Origin of the sequence: Postechiella marina, assembly GCF_039538365.1 — a bacterium.
GTDB classification, from domain to species: Bacteria; Bacteroidota; Bacteroidia; order Flavobacteriales; family Flavobacteriaceae; genus Postechiella; species Postechiella marina.
The window spans coordinates 1-19443 of the sequence record NZ_BAABCA010000003.1 but is presented as its reverse complement, the minus strand read 5'-3'; the positions used below and the strand labels follow the sequence as shown (position 1 = coordinate 19443).

The window sequence follows — 19443 nt, the reverse complement described above, 5'->3', positions numbered from 1 at the left end:
ATCAAATCAAAAAAACGAACAGTTATGCAAAGAATTACAAAGTTTTTAGTGTTTTTAACACTCATTTTAATAACGCAATTAATCCAGGCGCAGGATAGTATTCCTAAAATAAATAATAAGGAAAAGGTTGAGTTTCTTAAAGAACTTAAAGAAACCATTAAAGAAGAAGAAAGAGATTTTTTAAAAGTTGAGGTAGAAGCTATTAACGAAAAGTTACAAGCAGGCGAGTTTACTAAACGAGTTGCCGATAGTATTAAAATGGATGTAGCTAAAAAAAGAGCTTTAAACATTGAGAATCGTACCTCTATTATAGAGAATAAGATTGCATTACTAATGCGTAATGAAGAAGGTTATAATAATATCGACTACGAAGAACAAACAAATAAGGTAGGTGTTTCTATTGGAGGTGACGAGGGTAGTTTTGCTGGTATTAGAATATCAGGAAAGAATAAGCCTAAAAAATATGATAAGCGTACTACTAGTGATTTAGTGCTGGCTTTTGGCTTAAATAATGCTATAGTAGAGGGAGAGAGTTTAGACGATTCTCCATATAAAATAGGAGGTTCACGTTTTTTCGAAATTGGTTGGGCATGGAAAACTCGAGTGTTTAAAAACTCTAATTTTTTACGGTTTAAATATGGTTATTCGTTTCAAATAAACGGATTAAAGCCTAAAGAGAATCTATATTTTGTTAAGCAAGGCAACCAAACGGTGCTGGAAGAGTTTCCAGAGCATCTTAAAAAATCTAAATTATCGATAACCAACTTAGTGTTTCCTGTTCATTTTGAATTTGGACCATCTAAGAAGGTTGAAAAAGATACTTATTTTAGGTATTCAACAGCTAATAAGTTTAAAGTAGGAGTTGGTGGATATGGTGGATTTAATATAGGATCGCGTCAAAAATTAAAATATGAGTTAAATGGAGAAAAAGTTAAAGACAAGCAAAAACGCGGGTTTAATACAACAGATTTAGTCTATGGTTTAAGTGGCTATATTGCTTTTGATAATACAGCGCTTTACGTTAAGTACGATTTGTCTCCAATATTTAAAGATCAAGTAGTAAATCAAAATAATATATCTATTGGTTTAAGATTTGATATGGATTAGCGATATGTAATAGTGTCCTTTTTAACTATTTAAAAAAGGACACTATTTGTATGTCATATTTTAGTCCTCGGCGTTAAAAAACACTTTGTAGTAGTACATTTTTTTTTCGTTATCAAAGCCACGTTCCATGTACTCTGCCGAAGCATCGGGAGCATCAATATCGAGTTTAATTTCAATATTGGTGTCTAATTTAATATCTGTTTTAATTTTTTTCTTTTCTTTTTTAACAACAGATTCTGCAATATCAAATTGATTTCTTATTACTAAATTTTGTTCCCCTTCATACTCTTTTTTATAATCTTCAAAAAGTCTAATAGCTTTTTCGTCGTCTAATACTTCTTCTTTAAAGCGCTCTACGTTAACCATTTCATTTTCTTTAAAAAAATCTACTGTTCTGGCCAAAAAAGTGTTTTTATCTTGTATGCTGTAACTGGTTTTAAGCACTTCGGTAGAAAACTCTTTGCAGAGCTCTATGTATTGTTGTGTATGGTTATTGGCATCATCGGCGAATTTTATATTTAAAAACTGATTAATCCAATATTGAGCATCATAGCTATTGTTATCTACTGTTAAAATAATTTTGCCTTCGGTATCCGACTGGTTTAAAATTAAACAACCTTTATCTACTTTTTTAGAGCTAATACCGTTTTGCACTAAAATATCGTAGCTGTTATTTTCTAAGTAGGTTTGAAAGAAATTAACTTTACTTTCAATTTTAAAAATGCCAATAGCATTGGTGGTCATGTCTCTAAACTCAATGCCATCAAAGAGTACAACTAATACATCGCCTGTTTTTATTTGAGCAGATGTAGATTGCTCGTACAAATGGGTTACTATATTTTTAGAAACCTCTACAAAAGACTCTTCGTCGTTAAATAATTGAGCGCTATAACTATTTATTTCGTTTAAGCTTATATCTGCATGGTGGTTAAACCTGTAACTCTGTACTAAGCTTCCAAATGGGCGTAATAAAAAAGGAAGCATTAGTTCGTAACTAGCCTCGTCAAACTCAACAACATCATCGGAAAATGCGTTTTTTGTGTCGTTAAATTTATTTCCAACTTTATGAATTATGAATTTTGAAATGGATGCGTTTTTTCTTGTAATCATGTTATACCAATTAAGAATGCAATATTAATAAAAAAGAACGCCAAAGCTATGCTTTGGCGTTCAAGATTCGAGGACTTAGATTTGGTTATCGTAATATTTTAATTAATTATTTTATAAAATTTGTTAGCTCAGAGTATCCCATAAGTTTTCCGTTTTTGTTGTAAGATTCGCTTTTAACAACACCAACACCTTCGGCAATCCATTCTTTAATTTTAAAAGTCATTTTCATTCCCATTTTCATTTCATTTGTATAACTTAAAGCAAAGCAATTAAATGTTCCTGCAGGTGTGGTTATAGATTCTTTAGCGTTAACAGATCTGTTTGTAATATCAATGGTCATATTCATTTTAATACCACTCATATTCATCGCTAGATTTAGGTTGGCATCTTTTAATTTTTGACCAATTTGCAAATCGTTTGGTAATTCTAGGTTGGTGCCTGTCATTTCCATATCTACGTCTTTATATTGCTTATAAATCTCTGGATTTATCATCGATTTAAAATCGAAAGAAATACTATTACCATTGCAGGTTAATGCGTAACTAGAAGTAATTAATTCTTTGTTTTTGTTATCGTTAACCGTGGTTTTAATCGTGGCTACATTGTTATTTATATCTGTTACTTCGTATTTAGAAACGTTTTCTTTTTTGCCTTTTTTATTATAATTGGTAATTTCGAATTTAGCCCCTTTTTTAAATGGATAATATGTGTTACATGTATTTTGGGCTAAAACCAAATTGCAAATAAAAAAGAAGCATGCGGTTACTAATGTTTTTACTCTCATAGTTTTTGTTTTTATTATTATTGTTAAGCGTGTAAAATATCAAATAACAATAAACTTTACTCTAATTTATTTTAGGGTATCTAGTTAATTAATAGCTGCCTTAAATATAAAAATTTGTTAGGCAATTACAAAAGCTACTTAGTTATTAAATATTTATAGGTGTGTGGGGCTTTAATTTATTTGATAAAGAATAATAGCATTGTTTTCTCCTTTGGCAACAAACTCCAGAGCAGAATCTTTGTCAATATTATCTAGAGAAATAACAGAGTTACCATACACAGGGAAGTTTGGTAAAGCTTTGGCTTGGCTATCGTAAAGATGTATTTTACGAGCTTGTAAATCTGTTATGGTTACATAAATTTTATCGTTTATATAGAATATTTTAGGGGTAGTATAGTTACCGAAATCTAAATTAACAGTTTTGCTGCGAATATTTAATTTGTCTTCGCTATAAGTTACTAGCGTTTTGCTAGTTGTGGCAATACTATGCTGCTCTGTAAGTTGTAGATTTTGCGTTGCTGTGTTACCTTTAGTGTCTATGGTAATTAAATTTCCGTTTATGCTAGATGTTGTAAATTTGTTGTTATAAACGTACAATAATTCTTTAGAAAAAGTATGTGCTGTTTTTGGTGTTACCCGCGTTTTTCCTGTTCTATCTAAAATATAAAGTTTGTTTTTTGTTTTAATTGTAATGTAATCTTTGCTGCCAATTCTAAAATGCTGAGGCTGTGTAATTATATGGTCTTTAGCAGATTTAAAAGTAAACCCTTTTACAGGTTTACCTTTTGCATCGTACATTAAAACATGTTTATTTTGCGTAATCATCAATCTGTAATTTTTTCTTTTATCATAATCGAATACAGAAAGTGGTTGTGTAATAGCATCGTTAAATTTAATAGGAAATGGACCAACCTCTTTGCCATTTCTATCTAGTACATATACGTTGTTTGGTGTAGCAAATGCCAATTGGAGCCTACCATTTTTATACATGTCTATTTGGTTAATATCTCCTAAAACAGGGCCTTTTAAGCGTTTTTTCCAAAGTACTTTTCCTTTGTTAGATATTAAATATAAATCGTTATTAATATCTTGAACAACAATTTCTTTTTGTTTGGTAATATGGTTAGTAACAAATTTAGGAGTGTTTAATAAGTCGCTTTCTAATTTTATGTTTAACTCTTCGGACACGGTGTTGGCGTACACTCTGTTTTTAGCTTTATTTACAATGGCATTTACATGCGCAAAATTGCTGTCGTATATAAATTGAATAGCAGCACTTTTGTAATTATTAAAAGTATTAGGTAAGGGTTCTTTAATATTGTTTTTTATAATGTTTTTTAAAGATGAAGAATTACTAACTTGAATTAAAGATGCTTCGTCACTAAGCTGCTCTTTTATTTGTTTAAAATGCGTTTGATTACTTAAAGTTGTTTTATTTTGATAGTTGGCAATAATGTTTTGAAGCATTTCCAAATTATCTGTAAAAACAAAAAAGTTATCTATTTGACAATATTTTGTAGCCTTATTGTATGTAATTAAAGGTGTTAATTGTGAAGAGAAAAATTCTGGTTTACTAAAATTAAAAACATCTATTTGTCTGTAATTTTCTACAATAGTTTGTTCGCTTAAAAGGGCATCGTTTGTTGCAATGGCATCAATAGAGTTAAGTACTATAGCATGGTTGTTATCTTCGTATATCACTCCAATTTCGTTAATGTTATCGAATAAAGGCGTATTAACAGATGTGGAGTCTTTTAGTAAGTAAGCATTTAAGTTTTGCTTTAAAATCGAGTAATTGTTAAATGTAAAACTTAAAAAACCGTCGCTGTTTGAAGGTGTTATATTTTGAGTTAAATTTTCTTGAGGAACAGTGTTTTTAAAAATATTAATTAAACTTTTAGTAGAATCTGATGCTTTTGTAATTCCGTTAAAAAAGAGTTGATCTTGATTTAAATCTGAATCTAAAGCAATATAGTTAGTAAAAGATTTAAGAGGTAAATCCTTATTAGTAAATAAAGATGTAATAAATGGATTGTTCGATTTAATAATAATAGAAAACGCTTTGTCTTTACCTAAAGTATGATGTATTTTTTCTAAATCTTTATTTAACTCAACATTATAAAAAGCTTCGGTAATATTTCGTTTTATGGTTGAGGCTATAAAAACACTATCTATTATTGTACTGTAAAAAGAGATGTTTTTTAAGGTAGATTTCTTATAGTTTATATTTTTATCCTTAAAAGTTTCTTCGGTATAATTTTTTATAGAATCTGTTAAAAATAAACCTTTATGATATTTGGTAACAAGAGTAAAATTTAAGCTATCGGTTTTATCTTTCTCTAAACCAATTAGTAAGTTTCCCTTAGTTTTTAAAAGCGCTAAAGGTTCTAGTTTTTTTTCTAAAGATTTATAAGTTATGGTTTTAGAGAGTTTTTGTAAAAAATCGTTGTTAGTAATACCGCTTTTTAAACTTTCTAGGTTTGATGCCTTTATAACAAACAAACTGTTTTGAGGCATGTAGTGTACAAGCTCTTTTCGTTTGTTTTTAGAGTTATTACAGCTAAAAATAAAAACAAATAAAAAGAAAATGTAAAAGGGTTTCATGGTCGAGCTAATTTTTACAAACCTACATATTTTTCAATTTGCTTAAAAGGAAAAGCAGCTATTCTTCGGGTAAAAGCTTAAATGTTTTGCGGTGGTATTTGGTAACGCCAAAGGCTTTTATAGCAGCTCTATGTTCTTTTGTTGGGTAGCCTTTGTTTTTTTTCCAATTATACATAGGGAATTCTTCATGAATTTTATTCATGTATTCGTCTCTATATGTTTTTGCTAAAACTGAGGCAGCAGCAATGCTTAGGTATTTACTATCTCCTTTTATAATCGTTTCAAAAGGTATATTTTTAAAAGGTTTAAAACGGTTGCCATCTACTATTATAAATTCTGTGCTAGGGTTTAATTTTTCTATAGATTTGTGCATAGCTAAAATAGACGCATTAAGAATATTAATATCGTCTATTTCTTCTTGGTAAACATGAGCAACACCGTAAGTAATAGATTCTTGTTCTATAATAGGTTTTAAAAGTATTCTTTTCTTTTCGCTAAGTAGTTTCGAGTCGTTTAAAATAACATTTTTAAAATTTTGAGGCAATATTACTGCAGCAGCGGTAACAGGACCAGCTAAGCAGCCTCTACCAGCCTCGTCTGTGCCACATTCAAAGTTTTTATCGGAGTATTTTAATTTTAGCATAGCGGTGCGTTATTCTTGCCAAATGTATAATATTATATGTGAATTTTTATAAATGTAGAATAAAACAGGTGTTTTTATAAGAATAACACAATTAAAAAATAGAATATATGTAAGGTATTTGCTTTTTTATTGAATATTTTATAGTAAAAATAATAATTCATTGTTAATTATGTATTGTTAATTGTGGTGTTTTGCTTTTTTTTTACATTTTTCTTTGTTACTTTAAGATAATATTTAGAAATTAGTATTTGCCTTGCTCCAAAGTGATTTTAGGATGATGTGTGAGTAAATCGAAAATTTTAGTTTTCCCCTTGTAAATGAGTGTTATAAAGATAGCGACAGAGAAAAAAGACGAAAAAGTCTGGTTGGAATTTGTAAATGGTGACAAAGATGCTTTTGGAGTTATTTATAATTCGAACGTAGATGCTCTATACGCTTATGGTATGAAATTAAATGCCGATAGTAACTTTATAAAAGACTGTATACAAGACGTTTTTCTAGATATATACTCTAATAGAAAAAAACTTTCTAAACCAAGTAATATTAAGTTTTACTTATTTAAAGCGCTAAAGCATACCATTTTTAGGCAATTAAAAAAGAATAGAAAACATACAGATTTTCCTGAGTTTGATAAATTATCTTTTGTCACAGAATATAATATCGAGTCTAAAACTATTGGAGAAGAAATTGAGGGCTATCAAAAAGAACTCGTTTCAAAAATACTACAAGAATTATCGCCCAAGCAACAAGAAATACTATACTTAAGGTTTACAAAAGGCTTTAATTATATAGAAATATCTCAACTTATAGATATAGATCATAATTCGGTAAGAAAGCAAGTGTACAGAGCAATAAAAAAACTTAGAAAAAATCAAGTTTTACTAAAGGCTCAAAGAGGAAGTTTTATGTATTTCACCTTAATTGTTTAATCTTAAATAGCTTTTTTTATAGACTGCAAAGTATTATGTGTTAATGTTTTGTGATTTTTTTGTTAAAAAAACTATAAAAAAGTGTCCACAAAATTAATCTTTTGTTCCTATTGTTATAAGTAAGCATAATTTTATGAAGAATTATTTGAAATATTTAGAAGACGATTCCTTTATTGATTGGGTGTATAACAAATCACCAGAATCAAATCTTATTTGGGAAGATTATTTGCTTAATAATTCAGAAGAGAAAGAGCTCATTTTAAGTTTAAAAGAAGTTTTATTACTGGTTAAGCCAGAAGATTTAAAACTATCTGGCAAAGAAAAAGATCGAATGTTTACTCAGCTTTTAGGGCAGTTAGAAAATAACGAGAAACCTAAAAAAATAAAAACAATAGTTAAACGAAGTTATAAGTATGCTGCTATATTATTACTAGCTTTAGTATTAAGTATACTTTATTTTACCGATAACTTAAAAGATACAGATAAAGTTATTATTAACGATTTAACAAGCGAATCTGTTAAAGCAATAGAAGATACCCAATTAATATTAGCAACAGGCGAGCCATTATTAATAGAACAAAAAGAATCTATAATAGATAATTCTAAATTAGGTAAAGTTATATTGAATAGTAAAGACACTATAACAACAGCTAAACTAGAAAACAAGCAGGAAGCAGAACGTTTAAATAAATTAATAGTGCCATTTGGTAGAAGAAGTAAAATAGCACTATCAGACGGTACTATTGTGCATCTTAATGCAGGAACTAAGCTTATGTTTCCAGATAAATTTATGTCTAAAACAAGAACCGTTTTTCTTTCTGGAGAAGCTTTTTTTGAAGTGTCTGCAAATAAAGAAAAGCCCTTTGTAGTAAAAACTATTGACGAGAAACTATTAATTCAAGTTTTAGGAACAAAATTTAATGTGTCTGCATATCAGTCAGACACAGAAATTATAACGGTTTTAACCGAAGGGAAAGTTAATGTTTTAGAAAATAATATATTTAAAACGACCACAACAACTCTAAAACCTGGGCAGTTAGCATCGTGGAATAGAGAACACGAAAGTATATCTGTAAAAACGGTAAATACCAATAATTATACTTTATGGACCTCTGGTCTTTTATATTTTGAAAGCGAACTTGTTTCGAATATAGTTAAGAAGATAGAACGTTTTTACAACGTGAATATTGTTTTTGATGAAGGAGTAGACGAAAAGAATATAACAATAAGTGGTAAGTTAGATTTAAATGATAAAATAGAAAAAACCCTCGAAAACTTAACAATCACAACCGCGTTTAAATTCGAAGTAATAAACGAAAAAGAATATATGTTAAAATAAGAATAAAAAAAAACAGAGAATGCGCCAACATTCTCTGCATAAAAAAAACTGTGTGACTAACAGCCAATGTTTAATTAAAAACAATTCAAATTTATGAAAATTAACCAGAATTTCTATGATCTATTTTTAGGTCTCAGGAATAAAACACTATTTGTAATGAAGAGCCTAAGTGTCTTTTTAGTGCTATTTACGTTGTATTCTTTTACAAGTTCATATTCTCAAAACCAAAAATTGAGAATAGAATTAAAAGAAGCAACTTTAATAGACATGATTAAGTCTATTGAAAACCAAAGCGAGTTTGTATTTATATATACAGATAAGGTATTGCCCGAATTAAAGCATGTATTTGGAGATATTGCTATAAAAGATAAAACTATTTATAAGGTTTTAGATCAGGTAATAAATAAAGAAAAGCTTGAATACTCTGTAAAAGAAAGACAAGTTATTTTAAGTAAAAAAGAAGCGGTAAGTCTTACTAGTGCTTATCAGCAAACAGTATCTGGAACAGTAACATCATCTGTAGATGGGTTGCCATTACCAGGAGTAACTGTACTAATAAAAGGTACAAGTAAAGGGGCGCAAACAGATTTTGATGGCAAATATTCTATTAACGCTTCGCCAGACCAGGTACTTGTGTTTTCTTACTTAGGGTTTAAAAAGACTGAAAAAACAGTAGGAAGTCTAGCTACTATTAATGTAGCTTTAGAAGAGGATGTGTCTTCTTTAGAAGAGGTTGTAATTACTGGATATCAAAAAATTGATAGAAAACTATTTACAGGTTCTGCAGCTACACTTAAAATAGAAGATGTAAAGTTAGACGGTATTGCAGATGTAAGTAGGTCGCTTCAAGGTCAAGTTGCTGGTGTAGAAATACAAAATGTATCTGGTACATTTGGTACTGCTCCCGTAATTAGAATTAGAGGTAATGCTTCTATTAACGGAACAAATAAACCGCTATGGGTTGTAGATGGTGTTATACTTGAAGATGCTGTAGAGTTGTCTAACGAAGATATTTCTTCTGGAAACTTAGATACCATCTTAAGTTCATCTACTGCAGGTATTAACCCAGAAGATGTAGAAACATTTCAAGTATTAAAAGATGCTTCTGCAACGGCACTTTATGGAGCTAGAGCATTAAATGGTGTTGTTGTAATTACAACTAAACGAGGTAAAACAGGTAAACCATCTATTAATTTTTCTAGTAGCTTAACTACACGTTCTAAACCAACTTACGATCAGTTTAACTTCCTAAGTTCAGGAGATGAAATGTCAGTATATCAAGAACTATACGAAAAAGGTTGGGTAGATATCTCTAAAGCAAATACAGCAGCAAACCACGGTGTTTTCTCAGATATGTTTAATAGAATTACAAACGGAGACCTTACATGGGGGCCAGGTGGTTCGCCTAACTATGCTTATTTAGAGCGTTATGCTAATGCAAATACAGACTGGTTTGATGTTTTGTTTAAAGATTCGTTTATACGTACAAATAGTTTAAGTGTATCTTCTGGTACAGAAACATCTAGATATAGAGCGTCTATTAGCTCTATTGTAGATGAAGGGCAAACAGTTGCAGACGATGTAAAGAACTATACAGCGAATTTAAATGCAGATTTCGATTTATCTGATAAATTTAGCTTAGGATTTAAATTGACAGGAAATGTAAGAGATCAAAGAATTGCAGCTTCAGAAGATAGAGAACTTAATGCACTTACAGGAGTTTTCGAAAGAAATTTTGATATCAACCCATTCAATTATGCTTTATATACAAGTAGAAGTATAACGCCATACGATGAAAATGGAGATCGTCAATTCTTCAGAAGAAGTTATGCGCCTTTTAATATTTTGCACGAAGTAGAGCATAATTATGTAGATCTTAGTTTGATGGACTTAACATTTAATACAAATTTTAAATGGGAAGTAGCAAATGGTTTAAACTTTACAACAGTACTTCAGGGTAGGTGGTATAAAAGTAACGCCATACAAACGGTACACGAAAACTCTAATAATGCAGAAGCATACAGAGCAGACAACCCATTAATAAGAAACAATAACATCTTTTTGTTTGATGATCCAGACGCTCCAGAATTAGAGCCTTATTCTGTTTTACCAAACGGAGGTTTTAGAAAAACTACAGATAACTCTTTAACTAGTTATTATATGAGAAATCAATTCGATTACTCGCATACATTTAATAATGTGCACACTGTTAGTGCCTTATTAGCTCAAGAAATTAGATCTAGTGATAGAGTTCAAGAGAAAAATGATGGTTGGGGATATATGTTTGACAAAGGAGGATTAATTTTAAGCGATCCTAATTTTATAAGGTTTTTAGATAGTAGAGGAGAAGAGTATTTTGATGTTGAAGAAACTAGTCAAAGAGGTTGGGGTGTGTTTTCTAACTTAGCTTACTCTTACGATTCTAGATATGTAATAAACGGAACATATACATATACAGGAGATAACAGAACAGGAGAATCTAAAACAGCACGTTATTTACCAACTTGGAATATTAGTGGAGCATGGAACATGCATAACGAGAAATTTTTAGAAAACGCAGATTGGTTAAACTTATTAAAAGTAAAATCAACTTATGGTTTATCGGGGTCTAATCCTTTTGATGCAAGTGCTGGTTTAATTGTATTTGGAGACGAGCCATTAAGACCACAAGCAGCCGAAAGAGAAGTTGCTTTATTAATAGATCAATTAGAAAACGGAGAGCTAACTTTCGAAAAGTTATACGAGTGGAATATTGGTGTAGAAACAGCATTTCTTAACAACCGTATAGGGGTAGAATTTGAATATTATAAAAGAAAATCTGAAGATTTAATTGGTTTTGTTGAAACTAACGGTGTTGGTGGAGAAGGAACTAAATTAGGTAATGTAGGAGATATGGATAGAGAAGGTTACGAGTTTACATTACGAACTGTAAATGTAGAAACGTCTAACTTTAGATGGTCTTCTAACTTTAACTTTAGTCACTCTAAAAGTAAAATAACAAATTGGGAGTCTCAAGAGCGTATAGGAGATGCTATTGGAAGAAATGGGGGTAACTTAGAAGGGTATCCTGTTGGAGCTTTATTTTCTGTGCCTTTTGCAGGTTTAGACTCTAATGGTATTCCAACATTTTTTGGAGAAAACGACGAAATAATACAAGACTTAAACTTACAAGAAAGAGACGATATTACACGTTTTTTAAAGTATGAAGGTCCAACAGAACCTACATTTTTTGGAGGATTTAACAATACCTTCAATTATAAAAATTTAGGTTTAACAGTTGGTTTTGCATACAGAGGCGGTAACAAAATACGTTTAGACGATGCCTTTTTAGAAGAGTATGATGATTATACCTCACTTAATGGTAATTTAATTAACAGATGGTCGTTACCAGGAGACGAAAACGTAACTAATATTCCTGCTATTTTATCAGAAATAGCAAGTCAAGCATTAGATAATCAAGGGTTAAACCCATACGATTTATATAACAAAAGTGATGTAAGAGTAGCAGATGGAGATTATGTTAGGTTAAAAAACATTAAATTATCTTATAGGTTGCCACAAAGTTTACTTGATAGAACGTGTTTAAAATCGGCAACAGCTAGTTTATCTGCTCACAATTTGTGGTTAATATATTCAGACGATAAATTAAACGGAATCGATCCAGAATTTTTTCAATCAGGTGGGGTGTCACTTCCATTAACAAGAAGTTATACATTCACACTTAATTTTAACTTTTAGCATTATGAAGAAGAATTTAATTATAATAATAGCTTTTATTTCATTTTTTGGGTGTGACGAATATCTAGATGAAGTACCAGATAACAGACAAACCGTAACAACACTAGAAGATGTTTCACAATTATTGGTTTCGGCTTATTCAGAAGGAACATATAACTTTGTAGAGTGGAAAACAGATAACGTAACAGCTATTCCTGGTAATACCCAATTAGATTGGATGACAGAGAATTACCAGTTTGTTCCTGTCGTAGCTGATGAAGGGCAAGATACTCCAACTTATTTTTGGGAAAGTAACTACCAAGCTATCGCACATGCTAACCAAGCTTTAGAAGGGTTAAACGATATTGTAGGTGGCGATGTTGGTTTTCGTAACGCTTTAAAAGGAGAGGCTTTAATAACTAGGGCTTACCATCACTTTATGTTAGCTAATGTATTTAGTCAACATTATAACGATGCAAATAAAGCAGGTTTAGGTATACCTTATATTACAGAGCCAGAAACGAGTTTAAAAGTTGATTACAATCGTGGTACGCTCGAAGAAACTTATACTTTAATCGAAAAAGATTTGTTAGAAGCTTTACCATTAATTTCTGATAGTTATTATTCTGGTACAGGTAAATATCATTTTACAAAAAATGCAGCAAATGCATTTGCTTCTAGATTCTATTTATTTAAAGGAGAGTATCAAAAATGTATAGACTACTCTAATAAAATTTTAGGAAATGGAGTTATAAATACAACTTATGTTAGAGACATGGGGGAAGTTTTTACAGGTACATCGTCTACTCAAATTGCAGATCAGTATAACGACATAAGTAGTCCTTCTAATATTTTTGTAGTTAGAAAAGAAAGTTTCTCTAACAGATATAATAGAGGGTATAGAATGGATGTTAATATATTCAATCAAGTAGTAAGAGCCAATATTCAAGGTAGTGCAGATAAAAGAGACTTGTTGTACAGTTATGGTACAGGATCTTTACAACAACCAAAGTATAACGAACTTTTTGAGTATACAACAGCAACAACTGGTTTTGGATATATTATAATGACTCAGTTTAGAGGAGAAGAGGTTGTATTTAATAGAATGGAAGCTTATACCAGACTAAACAGATTAGATGATGCATTAAACGACTATAATGTTTTAGCTCCTTTAAGATACGATACTGGAGGACAATTAACAATTCCTGAAATTACTGCAGCTTTTGGAGGCACAGATCAAGAAGCGATGTTAGATTTTGTTTTACTAGAAAGAAGAAAAGAATTTTTAGCAGAAGGTTTAAGGTGGTTCGATGTTAAAAGGTTAGGTATTGAGATAACTCATATCGATGTAAATGGAGATGAGTTTGTATTAGAGGAAGAAGATTTAAGAAAAGCAATTCAAATACCAAGTAAAGCATTAGCTAATGGTATTGAAGCTAATCCAAGATAATAACGATTTAAAGAAATTTAATATGAAAAATATAGTAAAATTAATAATATTAATGTTATCGGTAACATGCTTTTATCAATGTCAATCTGATGATACAAATGCACAATTTGTAGCGCCAGAAAACCCTGATATTTCAAGTGCTAACGATCAGTATTTGTACGATAATGATGGTAAAAGTTTATTCGAAACTTATGGTACAGCTACGCGTTGGAGATGGAATGATAATTTTATAGATCCAGACGAGCGTGCAACACCTATAGAAGCAGATTTTGTTATTCCTTCAACTAAAATAGTAGAGTATTTATGGGCAGGACCATATGCCTCAACAGGTATAGATGCCGATGCTTTTATTAAAGATTTATTTCCTGCAGAATTAGTTTACATGGGCTCTTATATTTTTAATGAAGATGGTACCGTAAAATTAGGATTTGCAGAAGGAGGAGCTAGAGTAACATTATTAAACATGAACGATCTAGATTTTCAAAATAGAGAATGGTTAACAGATCCTTCTGGAGGTATATTAGCAACAGTGCATCACGAGTTTTCACACATTGTACATCAAAACCATGATATTCCTGTAGGTTTTAATACCATTTCAGAGTCTTATTTAGGTAACGGTTGGAGTAATGGTGTTTCTAGAGACGATGCAATTAAATTAGGAATGGTAAGAAACTATGGTACTTTAAATGAGTACGAAGATTTTTGCGAGATAATATCTCATTTACTTGTTGTAGATAAAGATACTTTCGAAGAAGATTTTATTAATCAAGAAGACTGTACAACTTACACAGACGCTGGAGAAATTGTAAATTGTAGAGAGCTAAACGAGGGAAGACAGCTTATTAGTCAAAAAGTAGACTTAGTGGTCGATTTTTATAAAAACAATTTTAATGTTGATTTGCTAGCAGTAAGAGATTCTCTTCAAACAAGATTAGATAAAGTTATTGAAATGAACGGTATTCCTGAATAAGAATCCCATGTTTTTAAAAATACAAATCAAAAAAAATATGAAGAATATATATAAATTATTAACATCTTTAAGTGTTTTTATGCTCTTATTGGTTATTACTTCTTGTAATTCCGATAACGAGGTAGAACCGCTTTTCGATCAGTCTATTAACGAAAGAACAGATGCTTTAAAAAGCGAATATTCAAATATACTTACCGCTCCAGAAAATGGATGGGTAGGCTATTATTCTCCAAATGAGAGTTTTGGATTCTACACCGTTTTATTCGATTTTGATGAAAATGGTAGCGTAGCTCTTAAATCAGATTACGATTCTGGTTCAGCAGATAATTCAGTAACTTATAGAATAGATAAATCTTTAAAAATTGAATTAGTATTCGAATCATCGTCAGTTTTTAGTCAAATATTTTCATTAAATAATAATGATAATGGTGGTGAGTTTGTTTTTAATATACTATCAGCTACAGACAACGAAGTTGTTTTAGAAAGTAAGTTAGATTACGGTAGCGATATTACTGTATTTACATTACGCAGAGCAAGAGCAGACGAGTTAGACTTAGCGCCTGTTTATGCTTCTGTTAATAACATTTCTGGAGATGGAACAGAATCTGTTTTTAGAAACATATTATTTAATGATGAAGCGATTGGCTCATTCAGTTTTAACCCAACAACAAGATATGCTACTGTTACTTATTTAACTGATGGTGAATTTGAAATTGTTAGCGTTCCAATTATAATTACAGCAACCGGTTTTAGTTTCGTAGATCCATTAGATATAAATGGAGTTATATTAACTAGTTTTGAGTATAATGATACAGAAAATCAATTTGAAAATCCTGCAGACGCTTTAAAAATAGTTTACGATGATATACCGGGTCTACCTTTAACGCCTTATGATTTTGGTAACGAAGCGGGAAATATTAGAATATTAAGAACTAATGATGGTTTTTTAAGTGTAGATAGATCTAGTAGTAATTTCATTAATCTTTTTGAAGGATGGAGAAGTGATTTTGAAGCTAGTATAGGTTTGCCTATTACTCGTTTTTATATTAGAGATATAGGTAGTGATGTTGCATATTTAGATATTTGGATACCTGTTACAGGTGGAACTGCAAGAGCATATTTTGATTGTACAGTTGATGTAACTCAAGATGCGTCTGGTAATAATATTGTGAAATTTACATTTATTGAAGACTCTCCAGGGAATCAAGATTTTGGATTAGCTTCGTTTTTTGCTCCAATGACCGATTTTATTTTTAGAGAAAGTGGGTTTTATGTTCAAAAAATGGAACTTTTAAATGCAGCTGGTCAAAATACTTTGGGATTAATACCTGTGGACGACCCGTCAATGTTAGTGCATTGGTATGACTTTTAATTAATTGTTTAGTTTTAAATTTTACAGCAAATCAAAGCTAACACCTAATTTATTAGTAGGATAATTCAGTTAAATAAGGTAGCTTTGTTCCTATATTTAAAATAATATAATTATGAAAAAAGTATTTAAGTTTTTATTATTGATGAGTTTGTTTTTTATGTTCGAATCTTGCGACAAGGATTCGTCAGTAGAATCTAATCAAAGTTCAAGTGAGAATCAGTTGATTTCTGAAAAAGACGTCGTTTTCGGGGATTCATTTATTATGAATTTAGATGATCCATTTCAAGATGGAGCAGAAATTAATTTGACAGAACAAAATGTAAGTTTTGCAAACTTTTTGTTGGAGTTGGATGAGTTGCAGGAAGAATTATTACTTAATAATCCTAGTTTTATAGGTGTTGATTTTGAAGCTCAAAATGTCAATGGGAATTTGATTATTAGTAATTTAGTTGAAGTTTATTCAGGTGATTCTGATAATTTGGTCGCGAGTTGTCCTCCTGGAATGGAGACGGTTAAAACATGCAGAAATAAACAATGTGTTGAGAATACACTTCAAACTATTGCAGGAAAAATGCAATCAGGTGATTCGTTCTCGGTTCATCGTAAAACTTTAGGTGTTACTATATGCGCGAATAGTCGTTTGAAAAACGATACTTTTCCTTATAATGGAGAGGGTGATTATGATTCGGATGATGATTTTGGAGAAAAAGGAGATGATATTATAGGGGTGCCTATTCCATAAAATTGATCTACATATGTGATTAAAAAGGTCATTTTATCTAAATAATAGATAAAATGGCCTTTTTTAAGTTCTTATAAATAATTTTTTCATTTTACAACGTTATCATATTTTGTATTTACCTTTGCAGGGTTTTTAATATTAGTTTATGGCTAGAAAAGTATTTACATTTTTGTTGTTAATTTTGGTTTCAAGTGTTTATGCACAAGATTTAACAATACCTCAAGACTCTAGAGAAGGCTTCGGTATCAATCAAGACACCCTAAGTCCATCTCAAAGAAAATCTACTGGCATAAAAAACCTTAAAAACAACAAAGCAAAAATAGAAGACTATCTAATTATATCTTACGAAAACGATACCACCTATGTCGATACCACTTTACACATAAAAAAAGAATACAAATTTAATTACCTCCGTAAAGATAATTTTGGTTTAATGCCATTTTCAAACTTAGGCCAAACCTATAACAGTTTAACATATAATTTTCAAAACACCAGTTTAATGCCAAGTTTTGGTGCAAGAGCAAGGCATTTTAATTATATGGAAATAGAAGATATTAATTATTACAGAGTACCAACACCATTTACAGAGTTGTTATTTAAAACAGCATTCGAGCAAGGGCAACTAGCCGATTCTTTTTTTACAGTAAACACCTCACCAAGATTTAACTTCTCAGTAGCATACAAAGGTATGCGTTCCATAGGTAGATACCAGCACATATTAACCAGTACAGGTAATTTCAGATTTACAACAAACTACCAAACAAAAAACAAAAGATACAATTTAAGAGGTCATATAGTAACTCAAGATTTACTAAACGAAGAAAACGGAGGCCTACAAGACAGTCAAGTCGCAAACTTCGAATCAGGAGCACCAGAATTTATAGATAGGTCAATTCTCGAAGTAAACTTCGAAAATGCCGAAAACATATTAAAAGGCAAGCGTTTTCATTTAGAGCATAACTATAAAATAGTACGAGAAAAAGACTCGCTCTCAAAAAACAAATTAAGCATAGGGCATATAATGTCTTTCGAAGACAAATATTACCAATTCAATCAATCAGCAGCAGTAACAGATATTTTTGGATCAGCCTTTAAATCCACAAATTTAGTAGACAGAGCAACAATCGAGCACTTCCATAATAAACTGCAACTAAATTACAGCAATAACATCCTCGGAGACCTACAATTCAATCTAGGTAGCGACAATTATAATTACGGATACAATAAAATAGTAGTCTACAATGGGCAAACCATAACAAATAGGCTAAAAGGAAACATATACTCAGCAGGAGGTAAATACCAAAAACAATATAAAAAATTCAAACTTAACGCAAACGCAGGTGTAAACATATCTGGCGATTTCGACGGTAACTTCATAAAAGCAACAGCAGCCTTTAATTTAAACAACGATATCTCAGCAACCGCATCAATAAATCATAGTTCAAAAGCACCAAATTACAATCAGTTGCTATATCAAAGCGATTATATAAACTATAATTGGCAAAACAATTTCAATAATACCGAAACACAACAACTAGCATTCCAATTAAAATCAAAAAAATACGCAACACTATCGGTAGACTATACAACCATTAACGATCATATTTATTTTAAAAGAGACGCAACCGGTTTTAGCGAAGAAGATTATGTTCCACTTCAAGCCTTTCAAAACAATAAATCAATAACCTATCTACGAGCAAAATTCGAAAACGAAATACGCTATAAAAACATCGCTCTAAACAACACCATATTATATCAAAACGTACAAGACGATAATAATGTATTAAACGTACCAGAGTTCACAACAAGAAACACACTATATTACTCCAACCATATATTCAAAAAAGCCATGTATCTCCAAACCGGAGTAACATTAAATTACTTCACTAGTTATTACATGAACGACTACGATCCTGTCTTAGCAGAATTCTACGTACAAACAGATAAAGAATATGGAGGATTTCCTAGACTCGATTTTTTCTTAAACGCTAAAATTCGTCAAACCAGAATCTATTTAAAAGCAGAACATTTTAATTCCTCATTTACAGGCTACAATTATTACTCATCACCAAACAACCCATACCGAGACTTTACAATTCGTTTCGGAATCGTTTGGAACTTCTTTTTATAAAACAATAAGGGCGTTACCCAAAAAGGGTCGGGCTTTCGGCAGTCGCTTTTTTGTGTTGCATAAGTGCAACAACACAAAAAGAGCTTCAACAAAGCCTCAATCCCTAACGCAGGCAGCAGTTAAATATAAAAAGTAAGGTAAAAACATACTACATAGCAAGAGCTAATAAAGTAAAAAGCCTTTAAATAATATAATCATATATAAGGACACAGCAATTTTTATGATAAATAATTAGGTCGTAATACTTAAAATAAAACAAAAAGAACAAACACATTAAGTAATAATAAAGACTTAAAACGTATAAAACATTACAAAAGCTAGCTCAGTTAGTAACACCCTACATTCTAATTTTTGAATAAAAAAGTATATTTCTCAGAAGCTATAAAAAAAAGTTGAAAAACCCACTCTTGTAATATGTTGATTAAAAACACATTAAGTTCAATATTAAAAAAACATAAAAAAAAGGTTAAAAAAAGCCTTGCTATAGTCAAAAAGGAATGTATATTTGCACCCGCTAAAAACGGTAACAGTAATTAGCGAACGTT

The 19443-nt window shown here is 30.7% G+C and carries 13 protein-coding genes; 9 read left to right on the top strand and 4 right to left on the bottom strand.

Annotated features, from left to right (window positions below):
- Positions 1–24: 24 nt before the first annotated feature.
- Entirely contained in the window at positions 25–1107 is a 1083-nt protein-coding gene (locus tag ABD715_RS06750; RefSeq protein ID WP_344787370.1) for a hypothetical protein, read from the top strand.
- Positions 1108–1167: 60 nt separating this feature from the next.
- Here the strand turns inward: ABD715_RS06750 and ABD715_RS06745 are convergent, their stop codons facing one another.
- From ABD715_RS06745 to ABD715_RS06730, 4 genes are all read right to left on the bottom strand, one after another.
- Entirely contained in the window at positions 1168–2217 is a 1050-nt protein-coding gene (locus tag ABD715_RS06745; protein WP_344787369.1) for a nucleoid-associated protein, read from the bottom strand.
- 106 nt (positions 2218–2323) lie between these two features.
- Entirely contained in the window at positions 2324–3001 is a 678-nt protein-coding gene (locus ABD715_RS06740) for a TapB family protein (RefSeq protein ID WP_344787368.1), read from the bottom strand.
- Positions 3002–3172: 171 nt separating this feature from the next.
- Positions 3173–5605, bottom strand: coding sequence for a ribonuclease HII (locus ABD715_RS06735; protein WP_344787367.1), 2433 nt, complete (start codon positions 5603–5605; stop codon positions 3173–3175).
- 58 nt (positions 5606–5663) lie between these two features.
- Entirely contained in the window at positions 5664–6248 is a 585-nt protein-coding gene (locus tag ABD715_RS06730; RefSeq protein WP_344787366.1) for a ribonuclease HII, read from the bottom strand.
- Between the two features lie 317 nt (positions 6249–6565).
- Between ABD715_RS06730 and ABD715_RS06725 the strand changes: the two genes are divergently transcribed.
- The 8 genes from ABD715_RS06725 to ABD715_RS06690 all read left to right on the top strand — a co-directional run bounded on the left by ABD715_RS06725 (position 6566) and on the right by ABD715_RS06690 (position 18898).
- Positions 6566–7177: an RNA polymerase sigma factor gene (locus ABD715_RS06725; protein WP_344787365.1), complete on the top strand. Its 612-nt coding sequence runs from the start codon at positions 6566–6568 to the stop codon at positions 7175–7177.
- Between the two features lie 133 nt (positions 7178–7310).
- A complete protein-coding gene (locus ABD715_RS06720) occupies positions 7311–8516 on the top strand; it encodes a FecR family protein (protein ID WP_344787364.1) in 1206 nt (401 codons plus the stop codon).
- A 156-nt stretch (positions 8517–8672) separates the two neighbouring features.
- The gene (locus ABD715_RS06715) at positions 8673–12254 is read left to right on the top strand and encodes a SusC/RagA family TonB-linked outer membrane protein (protein WP_344787363.1); all 3582 of its coding nucleotides are present in this window, start codon (positions 8673–8675) and stop codon (positions 12252–12254) included.
- Between the two features lie 4 nt (positions 12255–12258).
- Complete coding sequence (locus ABD715_RS06710) at positions 12259–13683, top strand: RagB/SusD family nutrient uptake outer membrane protein (protein WP_344787362.1); 1425 nt, start codon at positions 12259–12261, stop codon at positions 13681–13683.
- Between the two features lie 22 nt (positions 13684–13705).
- Complete coding sequence (locus tag ABD715_RS06705; protein ID WP_344787361.1) at positions 13706–14653, top strand: substrate import-associated zinc metallohydrolase lipoprotein; 948 nt, start codon at positions 13706–13708, stop codon at positions 14651–14653.
- Positions 14654–14690: 37 nt separating this feature from the next.
- Complete coding sequence (locus tag ABD715_RS06700) at positions 14691–16025, top strand: DUF4302 domain-containing protein (protein WP_344787360.1); 1335 nt, start codon at positions 14691–14693, stop codon at positions 16023–16025.
- A gap of 112 nt (positions 16026–16137) precedes the next feature.
- Positions 16138–16767: a hypothetical protein gene (locus ABD715_RS06695; RefSeq protein WP_344787359.1), complete on the top strand. Its 630-nt coding sequence runs from the start codon at positions 16138–16140 to the stop codon at positions 16765–16767.
- Positions 16768–16912: 145 nt separating this feature from the next.
- The gene (locus ABD715_RS06690; protein ID WP_344787358.1) at positions 16913–18898 is read left to right on the top strand and encodes a putative porin; all 1986 of its coding nucleotides are present in this window, start codon (positions 16913–16915) and stop codon (positions 18896–18898) included.
- Positions 18899–19443: the final 545 nt, after the last annotated feature.

What these genes read in the sequence shown, in the direction of transcription:
- ABD715_RS06750 (WP_344787370.1), top strand. Translation starts at nt 25, where the DNA reads ATGCAAAGAATTACAAAGTTTTTAGTGTTTTTAACACTCATTTTAATA.
- ABD715_RS06745 (WP_344787369.1), bottom strand. Translation starts at nt 2,217, where the DNA reads ATGATTACAAGAAAAAACGCATCCATTTCAAAATTCATAATTCATAAA.
- ABD715_RS06740 (WP_344787368.1), bottom strand. Translation starts at nt 3,001, where the DNA reads ATGAGAGTAAAAACATTAGTAACCGCATGCTTCTTTTTTATTTGCAAT.
- ABD715_RS06735 (WP_344787367.1), bottom strand. Translation starts at nt 5,605, where the DNA reads ATGAAACCCTTTTACATTTTCTTTTTATTTGTTTTTATTTTTAGCTGT.
- ABD715_RS06730 (WP_344787366.1), bottom strand. Translation starts at nt 6,248, where the DNA reads ATGCTAAAATTAAAATACTCCGATAAAAACTTTGAATGTGGCACAGAC.
- ABD715_RS06725 (WP_344787365.1), top strand. Translation starts at nt 6,566, where the DNA reads ATGAGTGTTATAAAGATAGCGACAGAGAAAAAAGACGAAAAAGTCTGG.
- ABD715_RS06720 (WP_344787364.1), top strand. Translation starts at nt 7,311, where the DNA reads ATGAAGAATTATTTGAAATATTTAGAAGACGATTCCTTTATTGATTGG.
- ABD715_RS06715 (WP_344787363.1), top strand. Translation starts at nt 8,673, where the DNA reads ATGAAGAGCCTAAGTGTCTTTTTAGTGCTATTTACGTTGTATTCTTTT.
- ABD715_RS06710 (WP_344787362.1), top strand. Translation starts at nt 12,259, where the DNA reads ATGAAGAAGAATTTAATTATAATAATAGCTTTTATTTCATTTTTTGGG.
- ABD715_RS06705 (WP_344787361.1), top strand. Translation starts at nt 13,706, where the DNA reads ATGAAAAATATAGTAAAATTAATAATATTAATGTTATCGGTAACATGC.
- ABD715_RS06700 (WP_344787360.1), top strand. Translation starts at nt 14,691, where the DNA reads ATGAAGAATATATATAAATTATTAACATCTTTAAGTGTTTTTATGCTC.
- ABD715_RS06695 (WP_344787359.1), top strand. Translation starts at nt 16,138, where the DNA reads ATGAAAAAAGTATTTAAGTTTTTATTATTGATGAGTTTGTTTTTTATG.
- ABD715_RS06690 (WP_344787358.1), top strand. Translation starts at nt 16,913, where the DNA reads ATGGCTAGAAAAGTATTTACATTTTTGTTGTTAATTTTGGTTTCAAGT.